Raw genomic sequence first — 16,548 nt, 5'->3', positions numbered from 1 at the left:
CGGAGTTCGGGCTCCGGAGGCGGTAGAAGGTTTGCGTGAAGCCCAGCGCCGGAGCCGTCGCGGTCATCGCCTGCGGCGCCGTCCTCACCTTCGCCCTGGCCGACGGTTCGGTGGGCGGATTCGCGCTGCGGGTCGCGGGCGTCATCCTGATGCTCGGCGGAGCGTTCGGGCTGTTGCTGCCTCTGGTCCGCACCAGGTCACGCTGGAGCCAGTCAACCGCCCGCAGCCGGCAGGACGACATCGACGACCGGCCACCGCCCAGCACGCCTGCCCCGCCTGGCGACGACCCCGGGCGACGCCGCGGCCGCAGGTCTCCCGGCGAACGCCGGCCCTGACCAGCACCGGGCGGTGAAGGCAGAAGCCACTCCCCTGGAGGCAGACATGACCACAATCGTCGCAGTAGCCGTCGCGGTGATCCTGGTGGCGGCCATCGGCTTCGTCATGGTGGAGCAGCGCCGGCAACGCATCGGCTCCCGCAGGCGAGCCGTTCCGAACGAAGGAGACAACCGCCGCGGGGCAGATCAGGTACGGCGAGCCCGGCAAGGGCAGATCATCATCCTTGACATCAAGCCGCTCACCACCGAGTCACAGCGGGCGTACAGCGAACGCTGGACCGCGATCCAGACCCAGTTCGCCAACGCGCCGGGGCCCGCGGTAAGGGCGGCCGATCGCCTGCTCACGTCCGTCCTGGTCGAGAGGGGATACCTCGCCGAAGGCTTCGAGCAGCAACCGGACTCGCCGTTGGCGCACGATCGCATGCTGCACCGCTACCGGCAGGCCTACGAGATCAGTGCCCGCGTCGCCCGAGGCGGCGCTTCCGCCGAGGACCTGCGACAGGCCATGGTGCACTACCACGTCCTGTTCCAGGAACTCCTCGACGACACTGACGAACACCTCTTCCCTCGATCTCCCGACCGCGCCCACCACGATCAGCCGGCCTCCCAGGGAGACTCCCGAAACGGCTCGCGAAAAGGTGATGCGACATGAGCCCGCACAACGACCACGAACACGCCGACCTGCAGCCACTCCCGCCTGAGCGTGTGGCCTGGCACGGCAACGACCGCAAGAGCAGGTTGCCGCCACCGTCCGACAAGCTCGTTTTCAGTTCGGCAGTCCAGTCGCACGCACCGCGCGAGCCCCTGCTCAACGACGATCATGCGTCTGCGGCGAGGGGCGAGCAGGACACCCTCACGGCCGCACGACGTGATCTGAACCGGCCGAAGACGTTGCGGTCTGTCATCATCGAGCCCGATGACGATCAATGCGGATGACGAGCAGCTCCCCTACGCGCTCTACGGACTCATCGACGCGACCGGCCACTGGCGGGCCGGGACGCTCCGGGCCATCGCGCTGACCGCTGACCTTCTCACCGGGAAGGTGGCACCTGCCGAGGATGCGCCTCCGGGCACGGCGGGCGGCGGCACCTGGACCCGGTTCATCGGGCGGATCGGCGCCGTGGCCCTGCGCGCCGCCGCGCCGTTCACCCAGGAGGAACACCGCGAGCGCCTGCTGGCCTTCCTGGACACCTGGGCCGCGACGCCGTTCGCGGACCCGCGGGCGCGGCTCCGCGTGGGGGTGGTCGCGACCGATTCCTGGGTCTCGCGGGACGACAACGGCGCCGCCGTCGCCACGTACTGGCACTTCTCCAACCGGAACCACCGCACTTTCGTGGATCTGCGGTACGGCGAGCAGCCGCCGCCGTCGCTGGGGCCCGTCGTCGAGGTGAACGACGTCCCGCGCGGCTGGGGGAGCGCCGGGCAGCTCCGCACGCTGACCGAGCTGATCCGGGAACGCGGCCCCATGCCGTGGGACCCCGCCGCGGTGAAGGAGCTGACCGAGGGCACCGGCATGAGCCGTGCCGCGGCCGCCCTGGTGCTGGCGGGCGTTCCGGGTGCCGGCTACACCAGATCGTTCCCGGACGCCACCGAACGCAAGGTCATGGGGATCACCACTGCCGAGGCCGACGACGCTCGCACCGAGCTGCGCCGCCTGGACACTGCGGCCCGGCTGGACCTGCTGGCCGACGTCCTTCCCGCCGACCCCGCCGAGCTGTGGGAACCCGGTGGTGCCGTGACGCTCGCGCGGCGGATCGCCGAGCAGTGGTGCGGGCGTCACGGCCGGCGCGTGCCGATGCCGGAGGCGACGTTCGCCGCCGCGCTGAAGGTCGCCGACCAGAGCATGTCGGCGGCCGAAATCTGGGCCACGTTCACGACCCCTGCGGCCGACACCCGGCTCACCCGCGATGTCGACACCTCACTGAGGCGGAACGAGCACGGATGCTTTCTCCGGGGTGAGGGCCATCTGCCGTTCGACGAGCTGCTCTGCTCCATGCCGAGGCTGATCCGGTGGGCCTACGGCGAGCTGCCGGCCGGCGACCCCGTGCGTGCGGGGGTGCCCGAGGTGGTGCGGTTGATGCGCGAGCGCCTGTCCCATCCTGGGCTCCTCCTGCACGCGGGATCGACGCCCCACGGCGACCACTCCATCGAAGTGTTGCGTCACACGTTCGGCCACGCCTCCTACCCGCTCGTCGACCACCCGACGGCCGACGACGGGCTCAGCATCGCCGCCCCCAGCGAGGACGGCCGGTACGCGAGGATCTTCTTCCGTCCCGCCTGCCACGACGATGGCGACGAGCGCGCCCGCCTGCTGTCAGCCGTGGTGAGCCCGTACGGCGACCGCAGCCTCAGGGCGTTCCAGTGGCTGCGCGGCGAAGCGTGCGAACGCATCGTCGAGCGGATCCGCACGGGGGCTCTTCCGGACGGCCGCTACGAGAGCGACCCCCGCGCGGTCCTCCCCGACCTGGTACGCCGTGTCGCCGAGCGGCACACCCTGACCGAGGACGCGGCCACCCTCTACCTCCAGCTGCTCGCCCTGCCGAACCCGAACGATGCCAACATCCGCACCTGGAACGGCTGGAAGGCGCCGCGGCACCGCCAGGCCATGACCGCCCTCGTGGACGCGGCCCTGGTCGTCCAGGACAAGCGCTCTCGCGCGGGGCGTACCGTCTTCCTCCCCGGCGGCTGGGCCTCCGCCAAGAAACTGACGCCGATGGAGACCTGGAAGGCCGACCTCCTCGGGGTGACGCTGTCCTACGACCGGAGCGAAGTGAGGAACTGGCGCGGCGGCCTGCCCGGCACGCTGCCCGACCTGTTCACCCAGGCTTGGCAACGGGCGGAGAACGGCCACCCCTTCTGATCGGCTCGCCCTGGTCCACCCGCACGCCGGACGGCCTTGTCGTCGCAGCCGGCGTGTCAGCGCTCGCTGTCCAGCTGGGCCATCGCCTGGCTGGGGTACCGGTCGCCCCTGGCCGCGCCGCGCGGGATCAGGTCCTCGATCTGCGCGAGCTCCTCGGCGCCGAGAGAGACGCGGCCGCCGTCGATCATCGTGACGACCTGCTCCAGGCGTCGCGAGCCGACCACCGGCACGATGTCCTCACCCTGCGCCGCCACCCAGGCGATCGCCAGCTGCGCGACGGAGGCCTCCTTCGCCGCGGCCAGCTCCGCCAACCGTGCGACGAGGGCGCCGTTGTGCTGGAGATTGGCGCCTTGGAAACGCGGCGACATCGTCCGAGCTCCCTCGATGGCCCCGCTGCCGCCGATCAGGCCGCGGGACAGCACACCGTAGGCGGTGACGCCGATGCCGAGTTCGCGGCACACGGGCAGGATCTCGTCCTCGATGCCGCGAGTGAGCAGCGAATACTCGATCTGCAGGTCGCAGATGGGTGCGACGGCCGCGGCGCGGCGGATCGTCTCCGCCCCGACCTCGCTGAGGCCGATGTGACGAACGTAGCCCTTGTCGACCAGCTCGGCGATCGCGCCGACGGTGTCCTCGATGGGCACGGACGGGTCGAGCCGGGCCGGGCGGTAGATGTCGACATGGTCGGTACCGAGACGCTGCAACGAGTACGTCAGGAAGTTCCGCACCGCGGCGGGCCGGGCGTCGATCCCGACAAGCCCGCCGTCAGGGCCCCGCATGGCGCCGAACTTGACGGAGAGCACGACGTCGTCACGGCTCCTGCCCTCCAGCGCGCGCCGGATCAGCAGCTCGTTGTGTCCCGAACCGTAGAAGTCGCCGGTGTCCAGCAGCGTGCCGCCGGCATCCAGGTACGCGTGCACGACCCGCACACCTTCGTCGTCGTCCAGAGGGCCGTAGGCGCCGGACAGGCCCATACAGCCGAGCCCGGGTGAGGAAACGGCGGGACCGGTGCGGCCGAGGCGGCGGGTGCCGAGTCGCGTTGTCGTTGTCATGTCTCCACTGTGTGTGTCACCGCGCTCCTGGAACAGGCCTGACTCATCCAGGGACAACCCGTCCCTGGATGACCGGTGGGACGCGGCCGATACTGGTGAACGTGATGGATCGCGCAGGGCTCGCCGACTTCCTCCGCCGCCGCCGGGAGTTGCTGCGCCCCTCCGATGTCGGCCTGCCCGACGGCGTACGGCGCCGCACACCCGGTCTGCGGCGGGACGAAGTGGCCCAGCTGGCCGGCATGTCCACCGACTACTACGCCCGGCTGGAGCAGTGCCGTGGCGCGAACCCTTCCGAGCCGATCGTGGCCGCCCTGGCGCGCGCACTCCGCTGCGAGCTGGACGAACGCGACCACCTTTTCCACCTGGCCGGACTGGCGCCCCCGGCACGCCGTGCCGGGCGGCACATCCGCCCAGGGCTGATCAGCCTGGCCGGCCGGCTCACGGATGTCCCGGTCTGCATCTGCACCGATCTGCACGAGGTGCTGTGGCAGAACGCCCTCGCCGACCTCGTGCTGAGCAGTCAGGACCACGGTGCCGGCCGTTCGCGCAAGACCGCGTGGCGATGGTTCACCGAGCCGGCGTCACGCGCCCGCGTCCCTGAAGAGGACTGGCCACGGCATTCGCTCGCGCTCGTCAACGATCTGCGGGCGACGTACTCCCGCCGCGCCGGCGAGCGCGATGTCGTGGACCTGGTGCACGGGCTGTTGAAACGCAGCACGGAATTCCGCACGTTGTGGGAACGGCACGAGGTCGCGGTACGCCGTTCCGCCCGCAAGCGGCTTCTGCACCCGGAGGTCGGCATGCTCCACCTGACCTGCGAAATCCTGCTCACACCCGAAGCGGACCTCATGGTGATGGCGTTCTTCCCGACCGAGGGCACCGACGCCCGGGAGAAACTCGACCTGCTGCGGGTCATCGGCACGCAGAACTTCCAGACGACGGTGTGACGCCTCGGCAGTCGACCGCAGGCAGCGTCAACGCGTCAGCGCCGCACCCAGCCGCCGGATCACCTCGGCCTCGCCGGGGTCGACGCCGTACCTGCGCAGGCCGGTCTCCGCCAGGTACTCGTGCTCGGACGCGTCACCCGCCCGCTCGCCGGCGGTGATCACCTGCTGTGGCGTGAGGTGCCGCTCAAGCGCGAGCCAGCCGGCCCGTCGCCGAGCAGCGCGCGTACCACCATCCCGTGGAAAGCCCCCGAGGGCAGGGTCTGCGGGCTGTAGACGTCCGGGTGCGCGTCGATCCACAGCACCGTCAGCGCGTTCCCATAACGGGCGTGGGCCGCGGAGATCGGCGCGATGTCGACGGCGCAGTCGCCGCCGACGGTGATCACCCGGTCGTCGATGGTGGCCAGTGCCTGCCGCGTCAGCCACTGGTTCTCCACGAGCACGTCGAACGCGCGGACCCCGGCGATCTTGTCCCCACCGGCTTCGGCCACCGGCACCGTCACCACCGCATCGGCCGGAACGAGCTCGGCGGCGCGGTGGGCGCCGACCACCAGCCGCAGCGCCTTGCCCGACGCCGAACGTTGCCATTGTGGTACGCAGAGCACAGTGGCCACGCGGCGACAATACGAGACATAAGGATCAGATCTCTAGATCATCAGAGATGTGGGCGGCCTGAGCGCAGCATTCCGGACCAGTCCGTGCCCTGGCATTTCTCACGTAGCGGTATCGGGGGTCCGCCTCCGGCGTGCGTCGAGCGCATCCAGAATCAGGTCCAGGCCGTAGCCGAACTCGCTCGTGTGGTCGTAGTCCGGCCGCAGGGCGTGGTCGACGATCATCTCTGTGAGGTACGGCAACTCGTCCACCGGCAGACGCTCGAGGATGCCGCCGGCCACTTCCTCGACATCGTCCGGCGTCATCACCGGCAGGCTCGCCTCCTGGAGGACGAACCCGCTGATGTAGCTGTCGATGAGCGAGACGGCGTGCGCGGCCATCGGCAGCGTGAACCCCGCCTCGCGGAGGGCGCCGAGGACGGCGTCGTGGTGACGTAGCGTCGCCGGCCCGGGGTTGCGACGGGAGTCCATGAGGCCGAGAGCCCAGCTGTGCCGCGACAGGACCGCACGCGCGGAGGAGGCGCGCGCCCGGATCGCGTCGCGCCAGTCGTCGCACTCGGCACGGGGCAGCTCGATCGCCGCGAAGACCATGTCGACCACGCCGTCGAGGATCGCGTCCTTGTTCGGTACGTGGTGGTAGAGCGACATCGCCTCCACGCCCAGTTCCTGCGCCACCCGTCGCATCGTGATCGCCTCCACGCCGCCGCGATCCGCGACCCGGATCGCGGCCTCCAGCACGAGATCTCTGCTGAGTGGTTGCGGCGGTGGCGGGGACACGACGGCTCCAGAGTTCGGTTGACAACCTTACGAGCGTAAGCCAGCCTTACAAATGTAAGCCATCTTACGGGTGTAAGGCTTCTGGGGCCCCGCATCAGCTGGGGCTCGGCGACCGCGACGCGTCCCGACGGGGCGAGAGAAGGAGATCCCGATGCCGATGCCGAGATGGTGGGGCCACGTGAACAAACGGGTGTTCAACCCTCGCGCGATCGCGGGCGGGAAGTGGCCGGTGCTGACGCACGTCGGTCGCGTCTCCGGCGCGACGTACCGCACGCCTCTCGATGCGTATCCTGTCGACGGCGGCTACCTCTTCGTCCTGGTGTACGGATCGCGCTCGGACTGGGTGCAGAACGTCCTGGCAGCCGACGGCGCGCGGCTCCGGGCCGACGGGAGGGAGATGGAACTCGTCGCCCCACGCCTGGTGGGGGAGGACGAGGCGTTCCAGGCGCTCCCCGATGAGGCGCCACGCCCACCGAGGCTGCTCCGCATCACCGAGTTCCTCCGCATGGACCTGGCCGCGAGCTGACCACCGACGTCCCGCTGAAGCACCGATCGACGAGCGCAACCGGTCCGGTCGCGGCATCAAGCTCGCCGGCACCGACGCTTTCGCGGGCCCTGCGACAGGCATGCCGACGGCCGGCCCACCGGATCGAGGCGCGTGGCGCGAACGTCGTCGCCGCCCGCCTCGACGTCTACGCCGGCACCGCCAGGAGTCCGCACCGGCCACCACCCCGATCCCGGCGGGCCAAGGCGACCAGTGACTCATGCGGTCCACGATCGCCGGCACGGGCCGGCTTGCCTCTCTCCCCACCTGAACACTGCCCGGGGAATCACCGACCTGAGTACGTCCGCCGAACCGGCACGGCTGGGCAACCTCCGGGGGTCGCCAAGCACGATGCGCACTTGCCACGGCTTCCAGCACGGTCCTACAGATCGGTAGTGGGGCCAGGGGTACTACCAGCGCAGTAGTTCGAGCCACGGCTGCTCCGTACTGCGTAGCCGAACCGCCTTCTCCGGAACGACGACCGCTGTCGGCGCGCCGCGAGACGCTCTTCCATGACAGCCGAGCCAAGGGCGCCCACGCGCACGACTCACCACGACGGCATGGAGACGAACGATGACCGGCCAGAGGAGTTTCGCAAGCTGGGTACGCGACCACGGGGCCGCCATCGACACCCTGGACCTTGAGGCCGCTTCGGACGATCTCGAACCGCTCCGGGACGTCGTCGGCGATGCGCGGGTGGTGGCATTGGGAGAAAGCTCCCATCACATTCGGGAGTTCTACCAGGCGCGCCATCGCATCCTGCGCTTCCTGGTCGAACGCTGCGGTTTCCGCGTGTACGCCCTGGAGGCTCCGTTCACCCAGGGGCAGGTCCTCGACGCGTGGGTCCAGGGCGCCCCCGGGACGGTGGAACAGGTCGCCGAGACCGGCATCGCCATGTCCCTGGGGCGGTGCCGACAGATGTACGAGGTGTTGACCTGGATGCGGCAACGGAACGAGACGACCGAAGGACCGTCGCTCAGATGTGTCGGAACCGACCTCCCCGGCGCCTTCGGATCACCCTTGCCCGCGCTCGACGAGCTGGCCGGCTACCTGAACCGGGCCTGTCCCGACGCGCTCCCCGCCCTGGAGACGGCCGTCGAGGTGGCCGAGCGTTTCCACGATCCGGTGACCATGCGGGCCTTCGCCCGCTACCAGAAACTCGGCCCCGGCGAACGAGACGCGCTGACCAGCGCGCTGAGCCAGGTGAAAGCCCTCATGCAGCGACTGACCTTCGTACAGCGGAGCCGAGGCCACGGGGCCGAGCACGACACAGCTCTGTGGCACCTGCGCGGGGCCTGGTACCTGGATCAGCTCCACCGCGCCACCGCTGCGGAGGGCTTCGAGGTCGCATCGACGTTTCGTGATGTCTACATGGCGGAGTCCGTGCTGCGGCTCTTGGACGGGGACGCGGGCACTCGCGTCGTGCTGGCCGCGCACAACTGGCACATCCAGAAGACTCCCGCGGCTGAGGGCGGCGGCCGCCTGCTGCTCCCCACCGGAGCCCACCTCGCCGCCGCTCTGGGAGACGGCTACCGGGCCATCGGCCTGACGTCGAGTCACGGCCGTACCGCCATCGTGGGCGAACCGACGCCGGAGCGCCCGGAGGGCACCTGGTACGACGCGCCGCTCCCGCCGCCTACCGGGAGCAGTATCGAAGCGGCATTCCCCGCTGGCTCGCTCTGGACCATGGCGAACCTGCGCGAGGCCCGTCCCCACATCGACGACGCGGAGTCCTTCCAGCAGTCCCGCATGGCCGACTACTTCCTTGACATGCCGGTGTTCGCGGCGTTCGACGCCATGGCTCACATATCTCATACGACGGGCACCGACTACGTGATACAGCCCTGATCCGCTGTGCTGAGAAACCTGGCCGGCCGAGGATCGGACCGCTGAACGCCGTCGAGGCCGGCGACGTCCTCGACGTGACGGCCGGTCCGGCGCGAGCCCGGCGGCCACCGGCGTCAAGCTGGGGACTGATCACTGGGCGAACACCCACTCCCGCACCTTGGGCCTGGCCGAGCAATCTGCAGCTGGAAAGCTGCCGTACCTCGCACTGAAAATCTGTCGTCGCCGTGGTAGACATTCGCGACCGTGGGTACTATCGTTTCTGACATCGCAAGGAACGGATCCACCGGGCAGCAGCAGTAGTTACCAGCTTCACGACGAACTGCCCGGAGCAAGGTGAAGTCAAGATTGACGGCAGAAGGTCGGACGCGAAGGGCCAGCGCAGTGGTAAGGGGCCCAGAGCGTGGACGCGCTGCCGAGGTGAAGTTGGGCAAGTGGTTTCGGAAGAGAGATGAAGGGAGTGTTGACGCCATCGGGATCGCCCGTTGCCGGCTGAGTCTCGCCGCTCGGGTACCGCAGTTCCACAGATAGGAAGGTGGTCTACGGTCACGAATCCGCGATCCGCGCATCATCGCCGCTCAGTAAGGCGGATGTGCACAAGGTAAGCCGGCCGATGGCCGGTAGATGGTGTTGAACTCTTCGGGGCCCCGGCGCAACAGGCGTCGGGGCCCCCTGTGCGCGTTACGGGAAGGAATGTATGGATCAACGTCGCTCGGCTGCCGAGGGTGACACGCTCGCTCGCGGCAGGATTACGGACACGGCCGAACCTACGGCCGAGGACCGGTTCGACGATGAGGACTACCCCGCCTACAGCATGGGTACTGCCGCCGAGATGCTCGGCGTCACCCCGACGTTCCTGCGGGCTCTGGGCGCCGCCCATCTGATCGAGCCGAAACGCTCCAGCGGTGGGCACCGCCGCTACTCTCGCTACCAGTTGCGTCTGGCCGCGCGCGCCCGGGAACTCGTCGACCAGGGCACTCCCGTGGAAGCCGCCTGCCGGATCATCATCCTGGAAGACCAGCTCGCCGAAGCGCTGCGCATCAACGCCGAATACGAACGCGAGCGCACAGCCGGAGACTGACCCGGCGGCTTCGTCGCCCTACGGCCTGGTCTTCGACCGCGCTGACCAGGCCAAGCCACATCCAGGATCGTCTGGGCCACCTTCATGCCCGATCTTCGAACTCGATCCGGTCGGTTAGCCGCTGCGACACCCCGGCAAGGTGTTTGACGTGACCGATCCGGAAATGGTCGTGGCGGCACTCCGGAAGCTGGCCCATGTGATTCGCGTCCGCCCGGCCGGAGCCGAAGAGTCCTGGACCTACCGAACCTGCGTCCAAGCCTCGACGACGTGGCAGCCTTGGCTATCGCCGGAAACGATGGAGGCTGGTCCTGGTTGACCGGAGACCTTGGTCACCCACGGGCCGACGACGGTTCTCGTGTAGGGGTAGTGAGCCGAGTTGCACTTCGCGGCCACCCGGTAGCTGCCGAAGCCGCCCGTGCATGCCGCCCCCGCCACGTTTGTTCGCGTGTCCACGTCGGTGTAGCAACCCCATACTTCGGCGTGCGCCGGGGTGGCGATTCCAGCGAGGACTATCGTGCCGCCCGCCACCGCAGTCAGGACCCGTGCGAAGTTGCGCATTACGCCTCCTTTGGTCTTTCCGCTTGCTGACGTGCTCCATGCTCATGCGACCGCACGGTGTCAGGACAGGGCATAAAGAGGACATTCGCCGGACAATTCGCGTCAACGTGAGCACCCGGATTGGAGCAAGACACTAACTCCGGCGGCCCGGTATCGTGCCGGACGCGCCGGGGTTCGGGTGGCGGTTCGCGCTTGCCGTAGGGATCACGCGGGACTGATCGCGGGGTCGGTCGTGCTGTGGATGTGCGCGCCTGAACCGCCGCCCGCGGACATCTATCTCGACGGCCCTCCGCTTCGGAGCGCACGTCCGGGGGATGACGATGGGTTGCGTCCACGGAAGTGGTGTACGAGTTCGGCCTGGTCACAGGCGTGGCGTCATGAAATGAAGACGGCCATCGAGTGATCCTTCGAGTAGCAAGATCGAGACCGAAGCTGCGGTCGGGCTCGTACTATCCGGACCGGCTGCTGGAACGCCGGCGGCGGGCAGAGCAGGCGCTGATCAGCGTGGTCGCCACCTCCTGTCTGCTGGGGGTGTCGACGCGGCGGGTGGACAAGCTGGTCGAGCAACTCGAATCAAGCACATCTCCAAGAGCCAGGTCAGCCAGATGGCCAAGGTGCTGGATGAGCAGGTCGAGGCGTTCCGCACCCGCGCGTTGGACGCCGGCCCGTACACGTGCGTCTGGCTGGATGCGCTGACGCAGAAGGTGCGTGAGGGCGGCCGCACGATCAATGTGCACGTGCTGGTGGCCACCGGCGTCAACGCCAACGGCCAGCGCGAGCTGCTGGGTCTGGAGGTCACCAGCGCCGAAGACGGCGCGGGCTGGCCGGCGTTCCTACGGGGTGGCGCGTGGGCTGGCCGGCGTCCAGCTGGTCGTCTCCGGCGCCCACCGCGGTCTGGTCGAGGCTATCGGCGCCGCCCTGCCCGGCGCGGCCTGGCAGCGGTGCCGCACCCACTACCTGCGCAATCTGCTCACCACCGTGCCCAAGAGCGCGCAGCCGTGGGTGGCCACGCCCTGGTGGGACGGTAGATGCCGCGCGGTCGTATACGGCGGTTAAGCGGACAGCTGACCTTGGGCCCCGCGACAGCCGAGAGAGCGCCGCTTCTGTCGTGGTCTTCTTGCGTTCCACTTTCTGTTTTATTCCTGCGCCGCCCTACTCGCCTGTGGTCATTCAGTCGATAGCCGATGCCAAGCAGGCGACAAATCACCGCCGATGTCGATCGGGCCGGCACATGATGCAACTCGTCACCTCCACATCCCGTCTTTGTCGAAGTGCGCGACCGGAAGCGGTTTCCTGGCGAACTCCGGTGTCGATTTCACGTCCATTGGAGTTGCACGCACGTGCACAGAACAGCCATTCACACGGCTCCTTTTCGAACCGTGTGACGGCGACCCGATCCACCATCGCGGCGGGTGGCCACGGAGGCGTCGCCGGCATCGTGGGCCACCGGTCCACAGCGGACGAGCACGAGCCACGGGCAGTGCGATCACGTCCATTCGCCCGTGACGGATCGCCCTCAGCCGTGGACCTTCTGCCTCCCGTCGGCCCGTCCGCCTCGGTCGCGCCGACGTCACCGACCGACGGCGGGGCCCGCCGGGTGCCGTCGGCCGGTTCGCCGGTCGCCGAGCCGGTCGATGACACGGCGCCAACCAGCCGAAACATCCGAAACGGGGAGTGATGTACCAGTTCGGTCGACTTTGATATTTACATCCGGAAAATGGTGGTTTACGTTGATCACTGGAATTACCCGTCGGGTGGCGCCCCCGGCCTAGAGCGTGATTGCCGTGCCTCCGATCGGCGAGGCATTCACCAAGGCGACGATAGGAGATTTGCCGTGGGCTCCTCCGACAACTCTCATCCATTACCCGACGAACGTCACGACCCGGCGATTACGCATTCACAGCGGGCGGCGCGCCGCTCACGGCGTATAGTTCGCCCGCTCTCGACGCTGACCGCCCTGCTGGTGGGCGCCGCCGTCGTCATGACCAATGCGCCCATGTGGGGAGCAGACGGCACCGTCGCATTCGGCGACACGGCGCTGTCCTCGGCCACGAAGCACGCCGTCGGCCTGCAGCCGGCCGCGGACCCGGGTCCCTTCCCGGAGAGCGTCACCCCGACGACTCCCACCATCACGATCGGCGGCACGCGTGACGGGCAGAGCACCTTCGACGTCGTCAAGTACCCCCAAGTCCAGCCGAAGCAGCCCGGGCAGATGGACTTCGACCACTTCCACACCGGGATAGAGATCCAGTGGTGGCTGAAGAAGTGGGCCCACGACCATCCTGACCTGGTCGACCTGTACGTCGTCGGGGAAAGCTTCAGCGGTCAGCCGATCTACCAGTTGACGATCACGAACAAGTCCACCGGTGCCGACACCGACAAGCCGGCCGCCTTCTTCGAAGGCAACCGGCACTCCGGCGAGACGTCCTCGGCCGAGAGTGCGCTGTGGCTCGCGCACCATCTGATCACGCAGGCCGGCAAGGACGAGAAGGTCGACGAACTGCTCGCCGAGAAGGCCTTCTACATCCGGCCGGTCAACAACCCGGACGGGCACGACCTGTACCTCTACACCGCCCAGACGAACCGGTCGTCGGTGCGGCCGCAGGACAACGACGGCGACGGCAAGCTCGACGAGGACTCCGGCGACGACCTCAACAAGGACGGATACCTGAGCCAGATGCGCCAGCACGTCGGCGCCGGCAAGGGAACGCACGTGATCGACGAACGTGACCCGGCCAAGAACGTCATGCGCAGCGTCGGCGCCGGTAACGGCGACTACCTCATGTTCTCCGAGGGGGTCGACAACGACGGTGACGGAGACTTCAACGAGGACGGCATCGGTGGCCTCGACCTGCATCGCAACTACCCCTACAACTGGCACGTGATGCCCGAGAACGACGCGACAGGGCGGAACCTGACCCAGGGCGGCGCCGGAGCGTACCCGTTGTCGGAGCCGGAGACGCGCCATGTGTACACCTGGCTGATGTCGCACACGAACATCGGCGTGGTGAACAGCATGGACACGCGGGTGCCCATGCACCTTCGGGGACCCTCGACCTGTGACCCGAAGGAGTGCATGTACACGAGCGACCGCAAACTGTACGAGCACTTCGACAAGGCGGGCGCCGGGTTCACCGGCTACCGCTACACCGGCAGCGTCTACATCGACTACGCCACCCGCAACGGTGGTGACCCCCAGCCGCTGTTCGGTCACGGGCCCGACTTCGGCTACTTCCAGTACGGCTCGATCTGGTACGGCGACGAGCTGTGGAACGGCGGCGACTTCAAGGACTACGACGGCGACGACAGGTTCTCCGACTGGGAGAGGTCGCGGTGGTGCGCCGAGAACGGCCGTACCGACTGCTTCCTGCCGTGGACCACGGTCCAGCACCCCAAGCTGGGCACGGTCGAGGTCGGCGGGATCAACCCCAAGTTCTGGTCGCAGAACCCGTCCGCGGATCTGATCGGTGAGTGGGCGGCGAACCAGGCGCGCTTCAACCTCTACCTGTCCGAGTCGCTTCCGCAGGTGAGGCTCTCACAGGTGAAGGTGAAGACGCTCAGGGGCGGCCAGAGTGACGGTGCGACCCACGAGATCGCGGCCACCGTCACGAACACGGGCCGCATCCCCACCGCGCTGGAGCAGGCGAAGGAGATCAAGATCGTCGCCCCTGACACCGTCGAGGTCGACGGTGCGAGGGTCGTGGGTGAAGCTCCCGAGTTCTACCTGGACGGGGGGAAGGCACAGAAGGTGACGCTCCGAGTGGCCAAGGGCGACGTCGACACGGTCAAGGTGACCGCCGTCAGCGTTCGCGGCGGCCTGTCCTCCTCGACGGTGCCTCTGAGCTGATCTTCTGAATCGTCCCCGTCTCACGCTCGCGTGGGGCGGGGACGATGTCGTGACGCCGGCGCATGCTCGCGTTCCGGCCATCGCCGCGATCAGCCGGCCCGGGGTTCGGTGGCTCAGGTCTGGCGGGGGGAGCGGATCAGTAGGGTGGCCAGTGCTTCGTCCGGGCCGACCGTGCTGTAGATGTGCGGGACGTCGGCCTGCCAGGAGATGTGCTCGCCTGGCGCGGCCAGCAGGGGCGCGTCGGCCGGGCCGGCGCGCAGCATGCCCGCGTAGACCGTGACGTGTTCGGTCACGCCGGGGGCGTGGGGCGGCGAGTGTTGCACGACGCCGGGGCGGACGCGCATGCGCAACAACTCGAACGTTGCGGTCGGCTCCTCGAAGACCTCCAGCAGTGTGGCCGTTACGGCGGCGCCGGGCACGCGGACGGCCTCTGTGGGCGGTGAGCCGGGCTCCAGAACCAGGGCCGTCAACGGTACGCCCAAGGCTCCTGCCACCGCGTAGAGCGTCTCCAGCGTCGGGTTGCGGGTGCCCAGCTCCAGGCCGGACAGGGTGGCCTTGCCGATGCCGGCGCTGCGGGCCAGTGCCGACAGGGAGATGCCGCGGGCCTCCCGCAATCGCCGCAGCCGGCTCCCGATATCCGTGTTACGGCCGTCCACCCGGCAATCCTTGCATTCCGCCGCCGGGCTTGTCCCGCGGTGGCCACGTCGATAGGGTCGTTCCGTTTCCGTTCCGTAAACGGAACGATTTGAGATACTGGCGACACCGAGGGGTGGGCGTGCGGGTGCGGGCCGTCATGGCGGGGCTGGTCAGCGCGGTGGTCGGCTACGCCAGTTCGTTCACCGTCGTCCTCGCTGGGCTGCGTGCCGTCGGGGCGACGCCGGGGCAGGCCGCGTCCGGGCTGTTCGCCCTCTGCTGCGGCATCGGGGCGGCGGCGGTCCTGCTCGGGCTGCGGTACCGCATGCCGATCAGCATCGCCTGGTCCACCCCCGGCGCGGCGCTGCTGGTGGCGACCGGTCCCGTGCCCGGCGGCTTCCCGGCCGCGGTCGGCGCGTTCATCGTCTGCGCCGGGCTCATCGTCCTCGCCGGCCTGTCGCCATGGCCGGCCCGGGCGATCGCCGCCATCCCGCGTCCGATCGCCGGTGCCATGCTGGCGGGCGTCATCCTCAGCCTGTGCACCGCACCGGTCCGCGCCGTCGTCGACATCCCGCTGTTGGCCGTGCCCGTCGTCCTGACCTGGGCGGTGTTGCAGCGGTACCTGCGGCAGTGGGCCGTTCCTGGCGCGCTCGTCGCGGCGGTCGTCGCCATCGCGGTGCACGGGCCCGGCAACGGCCTGTCCGGCGCGGCGCTGCGGCCCTCGGTCGAGCTGACCACCCCGACGCTGAACCCGTCCGTTGTGGTGAGCATCGCCATCCCGCTGTTTCTCGTCACCATGGCCGCGCAGAACGTCCCCGGTATGGCGGTCATGGCGACATACGGGTACGTGCCGCCCCTGCGCCCGGTCCTCGTCGCGACCGGTCTGGCGAGCGCGGCAGCGGCGCCGTTCGGCGGTCACGCCGTCAACCTGGCCGCGATCACCGCAGCGCTGACCGCCGGCCCGGACACCCACCCCGACCCCGGCCGCCGGTGGATCGCGACGGTGGCCCTCGGCGCCGGGCAGCTGACACTCGGCCTCGGTGCCGGCCTGGCCATGGCTCTGGTGCTGCTGTCCCCACCGGTGCTGGTCACCGCGGTGGCCGGCCTCGCGTTGTTGTCGGCGCTCGGCTCGTCGCTGGCCGGCGCGGTGACCGAGCCGGAGGGACGGGAGGCCGCGGTGGTCACGTTCGTGGTCACCGCGTCGGGGACGACCATCCTGGGCATCGGCGCGGCGTTCTGGGGCCTGATCGCGGGCGGCCTGACCGCACTCCTGCTGCACAGGCGACGACCGTGGGAACAGCAACCGTCATCCACGGCGGAAGCCGGCGCGGAACGTCCCGCGGGCCGGGTGGCTGGCATGCCGGCCGATCAGCAGTCGTAGGGGAATATCCCGCGAAATCCTTCACGGCCGCCACGGGGTCCACCCGCACCCTCGTGCCGGTCCGCAGAGCGTCGATCTGA

The 16,548-nt window shown here is 69.1% G+C and carries 18 protein-coding genes and 1 pseudogene; 13 read left to right on the top strand and 6 right to left on the bottom strand.

What is annotated here, in order from left to right; genetic code table 11:
• Positions 1-35 precede the first annotated feature (35 nt).
• The 4 genes from E1286_RS01650 to E1286_RS01635 are packed head-to-tail and all read left to right on the top strand — an operon-like array spanning position 36 to position 3,195.
• The gene (locus E1286_RS01650; protein ID WP_132608411.1) at positions 36-335 is read left to right on the top strand and encodes a hypothetical protein; all 300 of its coding nucleotides are present in this window, start codon (positions 36-38) and stop codon (positions 333-335) included.
• Between the two features lie 13 nt (positions 336-348).
• Complete coding sequence (locus E1286_RS01645) at positions 349-987, top strand: hypothetical protein (RefSeq protein ID WP_132608409.1); 639 nt, start codon at positions 349-351, stop codon at positions 985-987.
• Positions 984-1,271: a hypothetical protein gene (locus tag E1286_RS01640; protein WP_132608407.1), complete on the top strand. Its 288-nt coding sequence runs from the start codon at positions 984-986 to the stop codon at positions 1,269-1,271. Before E1286_RS01645 ends, E1286_RS01640 begins: the two co-directional genes overlap by 4 nt.
• Positions 1,252-3,195, top strand: coding sequence for a hypothetical protein (locus tag E1286_RS01635; RefSeq protein WP_132608405.1), 1,944 nt, complete (start codon positions 1,252-1,254; stop codon positions 3,193-3,195). The genes E1286_RS01640 and E1286_RS01635 overlap by 20 nt, the downstream gene beginning before the upstream one ends.
• A 56-nt stretch (positions 3,196-3,251) precedes the next feature.
• Here E1286_RS01635 and E1286_RS01630 read toward each other — a convergent pair whose 3' ends face one another.
• Entirely contained in the window at positions 3,252-4,247 is a 996-nt protein-coding gene (locus E1286_RS01630; protein ID WP_223189430.1) for an aldo/keto reductase, read from the bottom strand.
• Positions 4,248-4,351: 104 nt separating this feature from the next.
• Here E1286_RS01630 and E1286_RS01625 point away from each other — a divergent pair, with 104 nt between their 5' ends.
• Entirely contained in the window at positions 4,352-5,194 is an 843-nt protein-coding gene (locus E1286_RS01625) for a helix-turn-helix transcriptional regulator (protein ID WP_165969522.1), read from the top strand.
• Between the two features lie 27 nt (positions 5,195-5,221).
• Here the strand turns inward: E1286_RS01625 and E1286_RS51110 are convergent, their stop codons facing one another.
• The 3 genes from E1286_RS51110 to E1286_RS01615 all read right to left on the bottom strand — a co-directional run bounded on the left by E1286_RS51110 (position 5,222) and on the right by E1286_RS01615 (position 6,579).
• Complete coding sequence (locus E1286_RS51110) at positions 5,222-5,356, bottom strand: hypothetical protein (RefSeq protein WP_281282606.1); 135 nt, start codon at positions 5,354-5,356, stop codon at positions 5,222-5,224.
• Positions 5,353-5,805 carry an arginase family protein gene (locus E1286_RS01620; protein WP_223189429.1) on the bottom strand — a complete coding sequence of 151 codons (453 nt, stop codon included), beginning with the start codon at positions 5,803-5,805 and terminating at the stop codon, positions 5,353-5,355. Before E1286_RS01620 ends, E1286_RS51110 begins: the two co-directional genes overlap by 4 nt.
• Positions 5,806-5,904: 99 nt before the next feature.
• A complete protein-coding gene (locus E1286_RS01615) occupies positions 5,905-6,579 on the bottom strand; it encodes a TetR/AcrR family transcriptional regulator (protein ID WP_132608401.1) in 675 nt (224 codons plus the stop codon).
• A 151-nt stretch (positions 6,580-6,730) separates the two neighbouring features.
• Between E1286_RS01615 and E1286_RS01610 the strand changes: the two genes are divergently transcribed.
• The 3 genes from E1286_RS01610 to E1286_RS01600 all read left to right on the top strand — a co-directional run bounded on the left by E1286_RS01610 (position 6,731) and on the right by E1286_RS01600 (position 10,049).
• Positions 6,731-7,105: a nitroreductase family deazaflavin-dependent oxidoreductase gene (locus tag E1286_RS01610; RefSeq protein ID WP_132608399.1), complete on the top strand. Its 375-nt coding sequence runs from the start codon at positions 6,731-6,733 to the stop codon at positions 7,103-7,105.
• A gap of 591 nt (positions 7,106-7,696) precedes the next feature.
• Entirely contained in the window at positions 7,697-8,971 is a 1,275-nt protein-coding gene (locus E1286_RS01605; RefSeq protein ID WP_132608397.1) for an erythromycin esterase family protein, read from the top strand.
• An 811-nt stretch (positions 8,972-9,782) separates the two neighbouring features.
• Entirely contained in the window at positions 9,783-10,049 is a 267-nt protein-coding gene (locus tag E1286_RS01600) for a helix-turn-helix domain-containing protein (RefSeq protein ID WP_132608461.1), read from the top strand.
• 237 nt (positions 10,050-10,286) lie between these two features.
• On the opposite strand, the gene E1286_RS01595 is transcribed toward E1286_RS01600, so the two are convergent.
• Positions 10,287-10,607 (bottom strand): hypothetical protein, encoded by a 321-nt coding sequence (locus E1286_RS01595; protein WP_132608395.1) that lies wholly within the window; start codon positions 10,605-10,607, stop codon positions 10,287-10,289.
• 399 nt (positions 10,608-11,006) lie between these two features.
• Here E1286_RS01595 and E1286_RS51850 point away from each other — a divergent pair, with 399 nt between their 5' ends.
• The 4 genes and pseudogenes from E1286_RS51850 to E1286_RS01585 all read left to right on the top strand — a co-directional run bounded on the left by E1286_RS51850 (position 11,007) and on the right by E1286_RS01585 (position 14,454).
• Positions 11,007-11,303, top strand: a complete 297-nt coding sequence (locus E1286_RS51850; RefSeq protein ID WP_425464730.1) for a transposase — start codon at positions 11,007-11,009, stop codon at positions 11,301-11,303.
• Positions 11,225-11,386 (top strand): annotated as a pseudogene (locus tag E1286_RS51845) (transposase); the annotation flags it as partial. The gene E1286_RS51850 and the pseudogene E1286_RS51845, both read left to right, overlap by 79 nt.
• Entirely contained in the window at positions 11,337-11,663 is a 327-nt protein-coding gene (locus E1286_RS51840; RefSeq protein ID WP_425464731.1) for a transposase, read from the top strand. The pseudogene E1286_RS51845 and the gene E1286_RS51840, both read left to right, overlap by 50 nt.
• 940 nt (positions 11,664-12,603) lie before the next feature.
• The gene (locus E1286_RS01585) at positions 12,604-14,454 is read left to right on the top strand and encodes a M14 family metallopeptidase (protein ID WP_223189428.1); all 1,851 of its coding nucleotides are present in this window, start codon (positions 12,604-12,606) and stop codon (positions 14,452-14,454) included.
• A 113-nt stretch (positions 14,455-14,567) separates the two neighbouring features.
• On the opposite strand, the gene E1286_RS01580 is transcribed toward E1286_RS01585, so the two are convergent.
• Positions 14,568-15,110 carry a helix-turn-helix domain-containing protein gene (locus tag E1286_RS01580; RefSeq protein WP_132608393.1) on the bottom strand — a complete coding sequence of 181 codons (543 nt, stop codon included), beginning with the start codon at positions 15,108-15,110 and terminating at the stop codon, positions 14,568-14,570.
• Between the two features lie 119 nt (positions 15,111-15,229).
• Between E1286_RS01580 and E1286_RS01575 the strand changes: the two genes are divergently transcribed.
• Positions 15,230-16,468, top strand: a complete 1,239-nt coding sequence (locus E1286_RS01575; RefSeq protein WP_246074310.1) for a benzoate/H(+) symporter BenE family transporter — start codon at positions 15,230-15,232, stop codon at positions 16,466-16,468.
• The last annotated feature ends 80 nt before the right edge of the window (positions 16,469-16,548 follow it).

Origin of the sequence: Nonomuraea terrae, from assembly GCF_004348995.1 — a bacterium.
In the GTDB taxonomy this organism is placed as follows: domain Bacteria; phylum Actinomycetota; class Actinomycetes; order Streptosporangiales; family Streptosporangiaceae; genus Nonomuraea; species Nonomuraea terrae.
The sequence above is the reverse complement of the archived record's forward strand: the minus strand, read 5'-3'. Positions and strand labels throughout refer to the sequence as shown.

Coding starts and splice junctions, on each gene's coding strand:
- E1286_RS01640 (WP_132608407.1), top strand. CDS start 984: ATGAGCCCGCACAACGACCACGAACACGCCGACCTGCAGCCACTCCCG.
- E1286_RS01635 (WP_132608405.1), top strand. CDS start 1,252: ATGACGATCAATGCGGATGACGAGCAGCTCCCCTACGCGCTCTACGGA.
- E1286_RS01630 (WP_223189430.1), bottom strand. CDS start 4,247: ATGACAACGACAACGCGACTCGGCACCCGCCGCCTCGGCCGCACCGGT.
- E1286_RS01625 (WP_165969522.1), top strand. CDS start 4,352: ATGGATCGCGCAGGGCTCGCCGACTTCCTCCGCCGCCGCCGGGAGTTG.
- E1286_RS01610 (WP_132608399.1), top strand. CDS start 6,731: ATGCCGATGCCGAGATGGTGGGGCCACGTGAACAAACGGGTGTTCAAC.
- E1286_RS01605 (WP_132608397.1), top strand. CDS start 7,697: ATGACCGGCCAGAGGAGTTTCGCAAGCTGGGTACGCGACCACGGGGCC.
- E1286_RS01600 (WP_132608461.1), top strand. CDS start 9,783: ATGGGTACTGCCGCCGAGATGCTCGGCGTCACCCCGACGTTCCTGCGG.
- E1286_RS01595 (WP_132608395.1), bottom strand. CDS start 10,607: ATGCGCAACTTCGCACGGGTCCTGACTGCGGTGGCGGGCGGCACGATA.
- E1286_RS51840 (WP_425464731.1), top strand. CDS start 11,337: ATGTGCACGTGCTGGTGGCCACCGGCGTCAACGCCAACGGCCAGCGCG.
- E1286_RS01585 (WP_223189428.1), top strand. CDS start 12,604: ATGTGGGGAGCAGACGGCACCGTCGCATTCGGCGACACGGCGCTGTCC.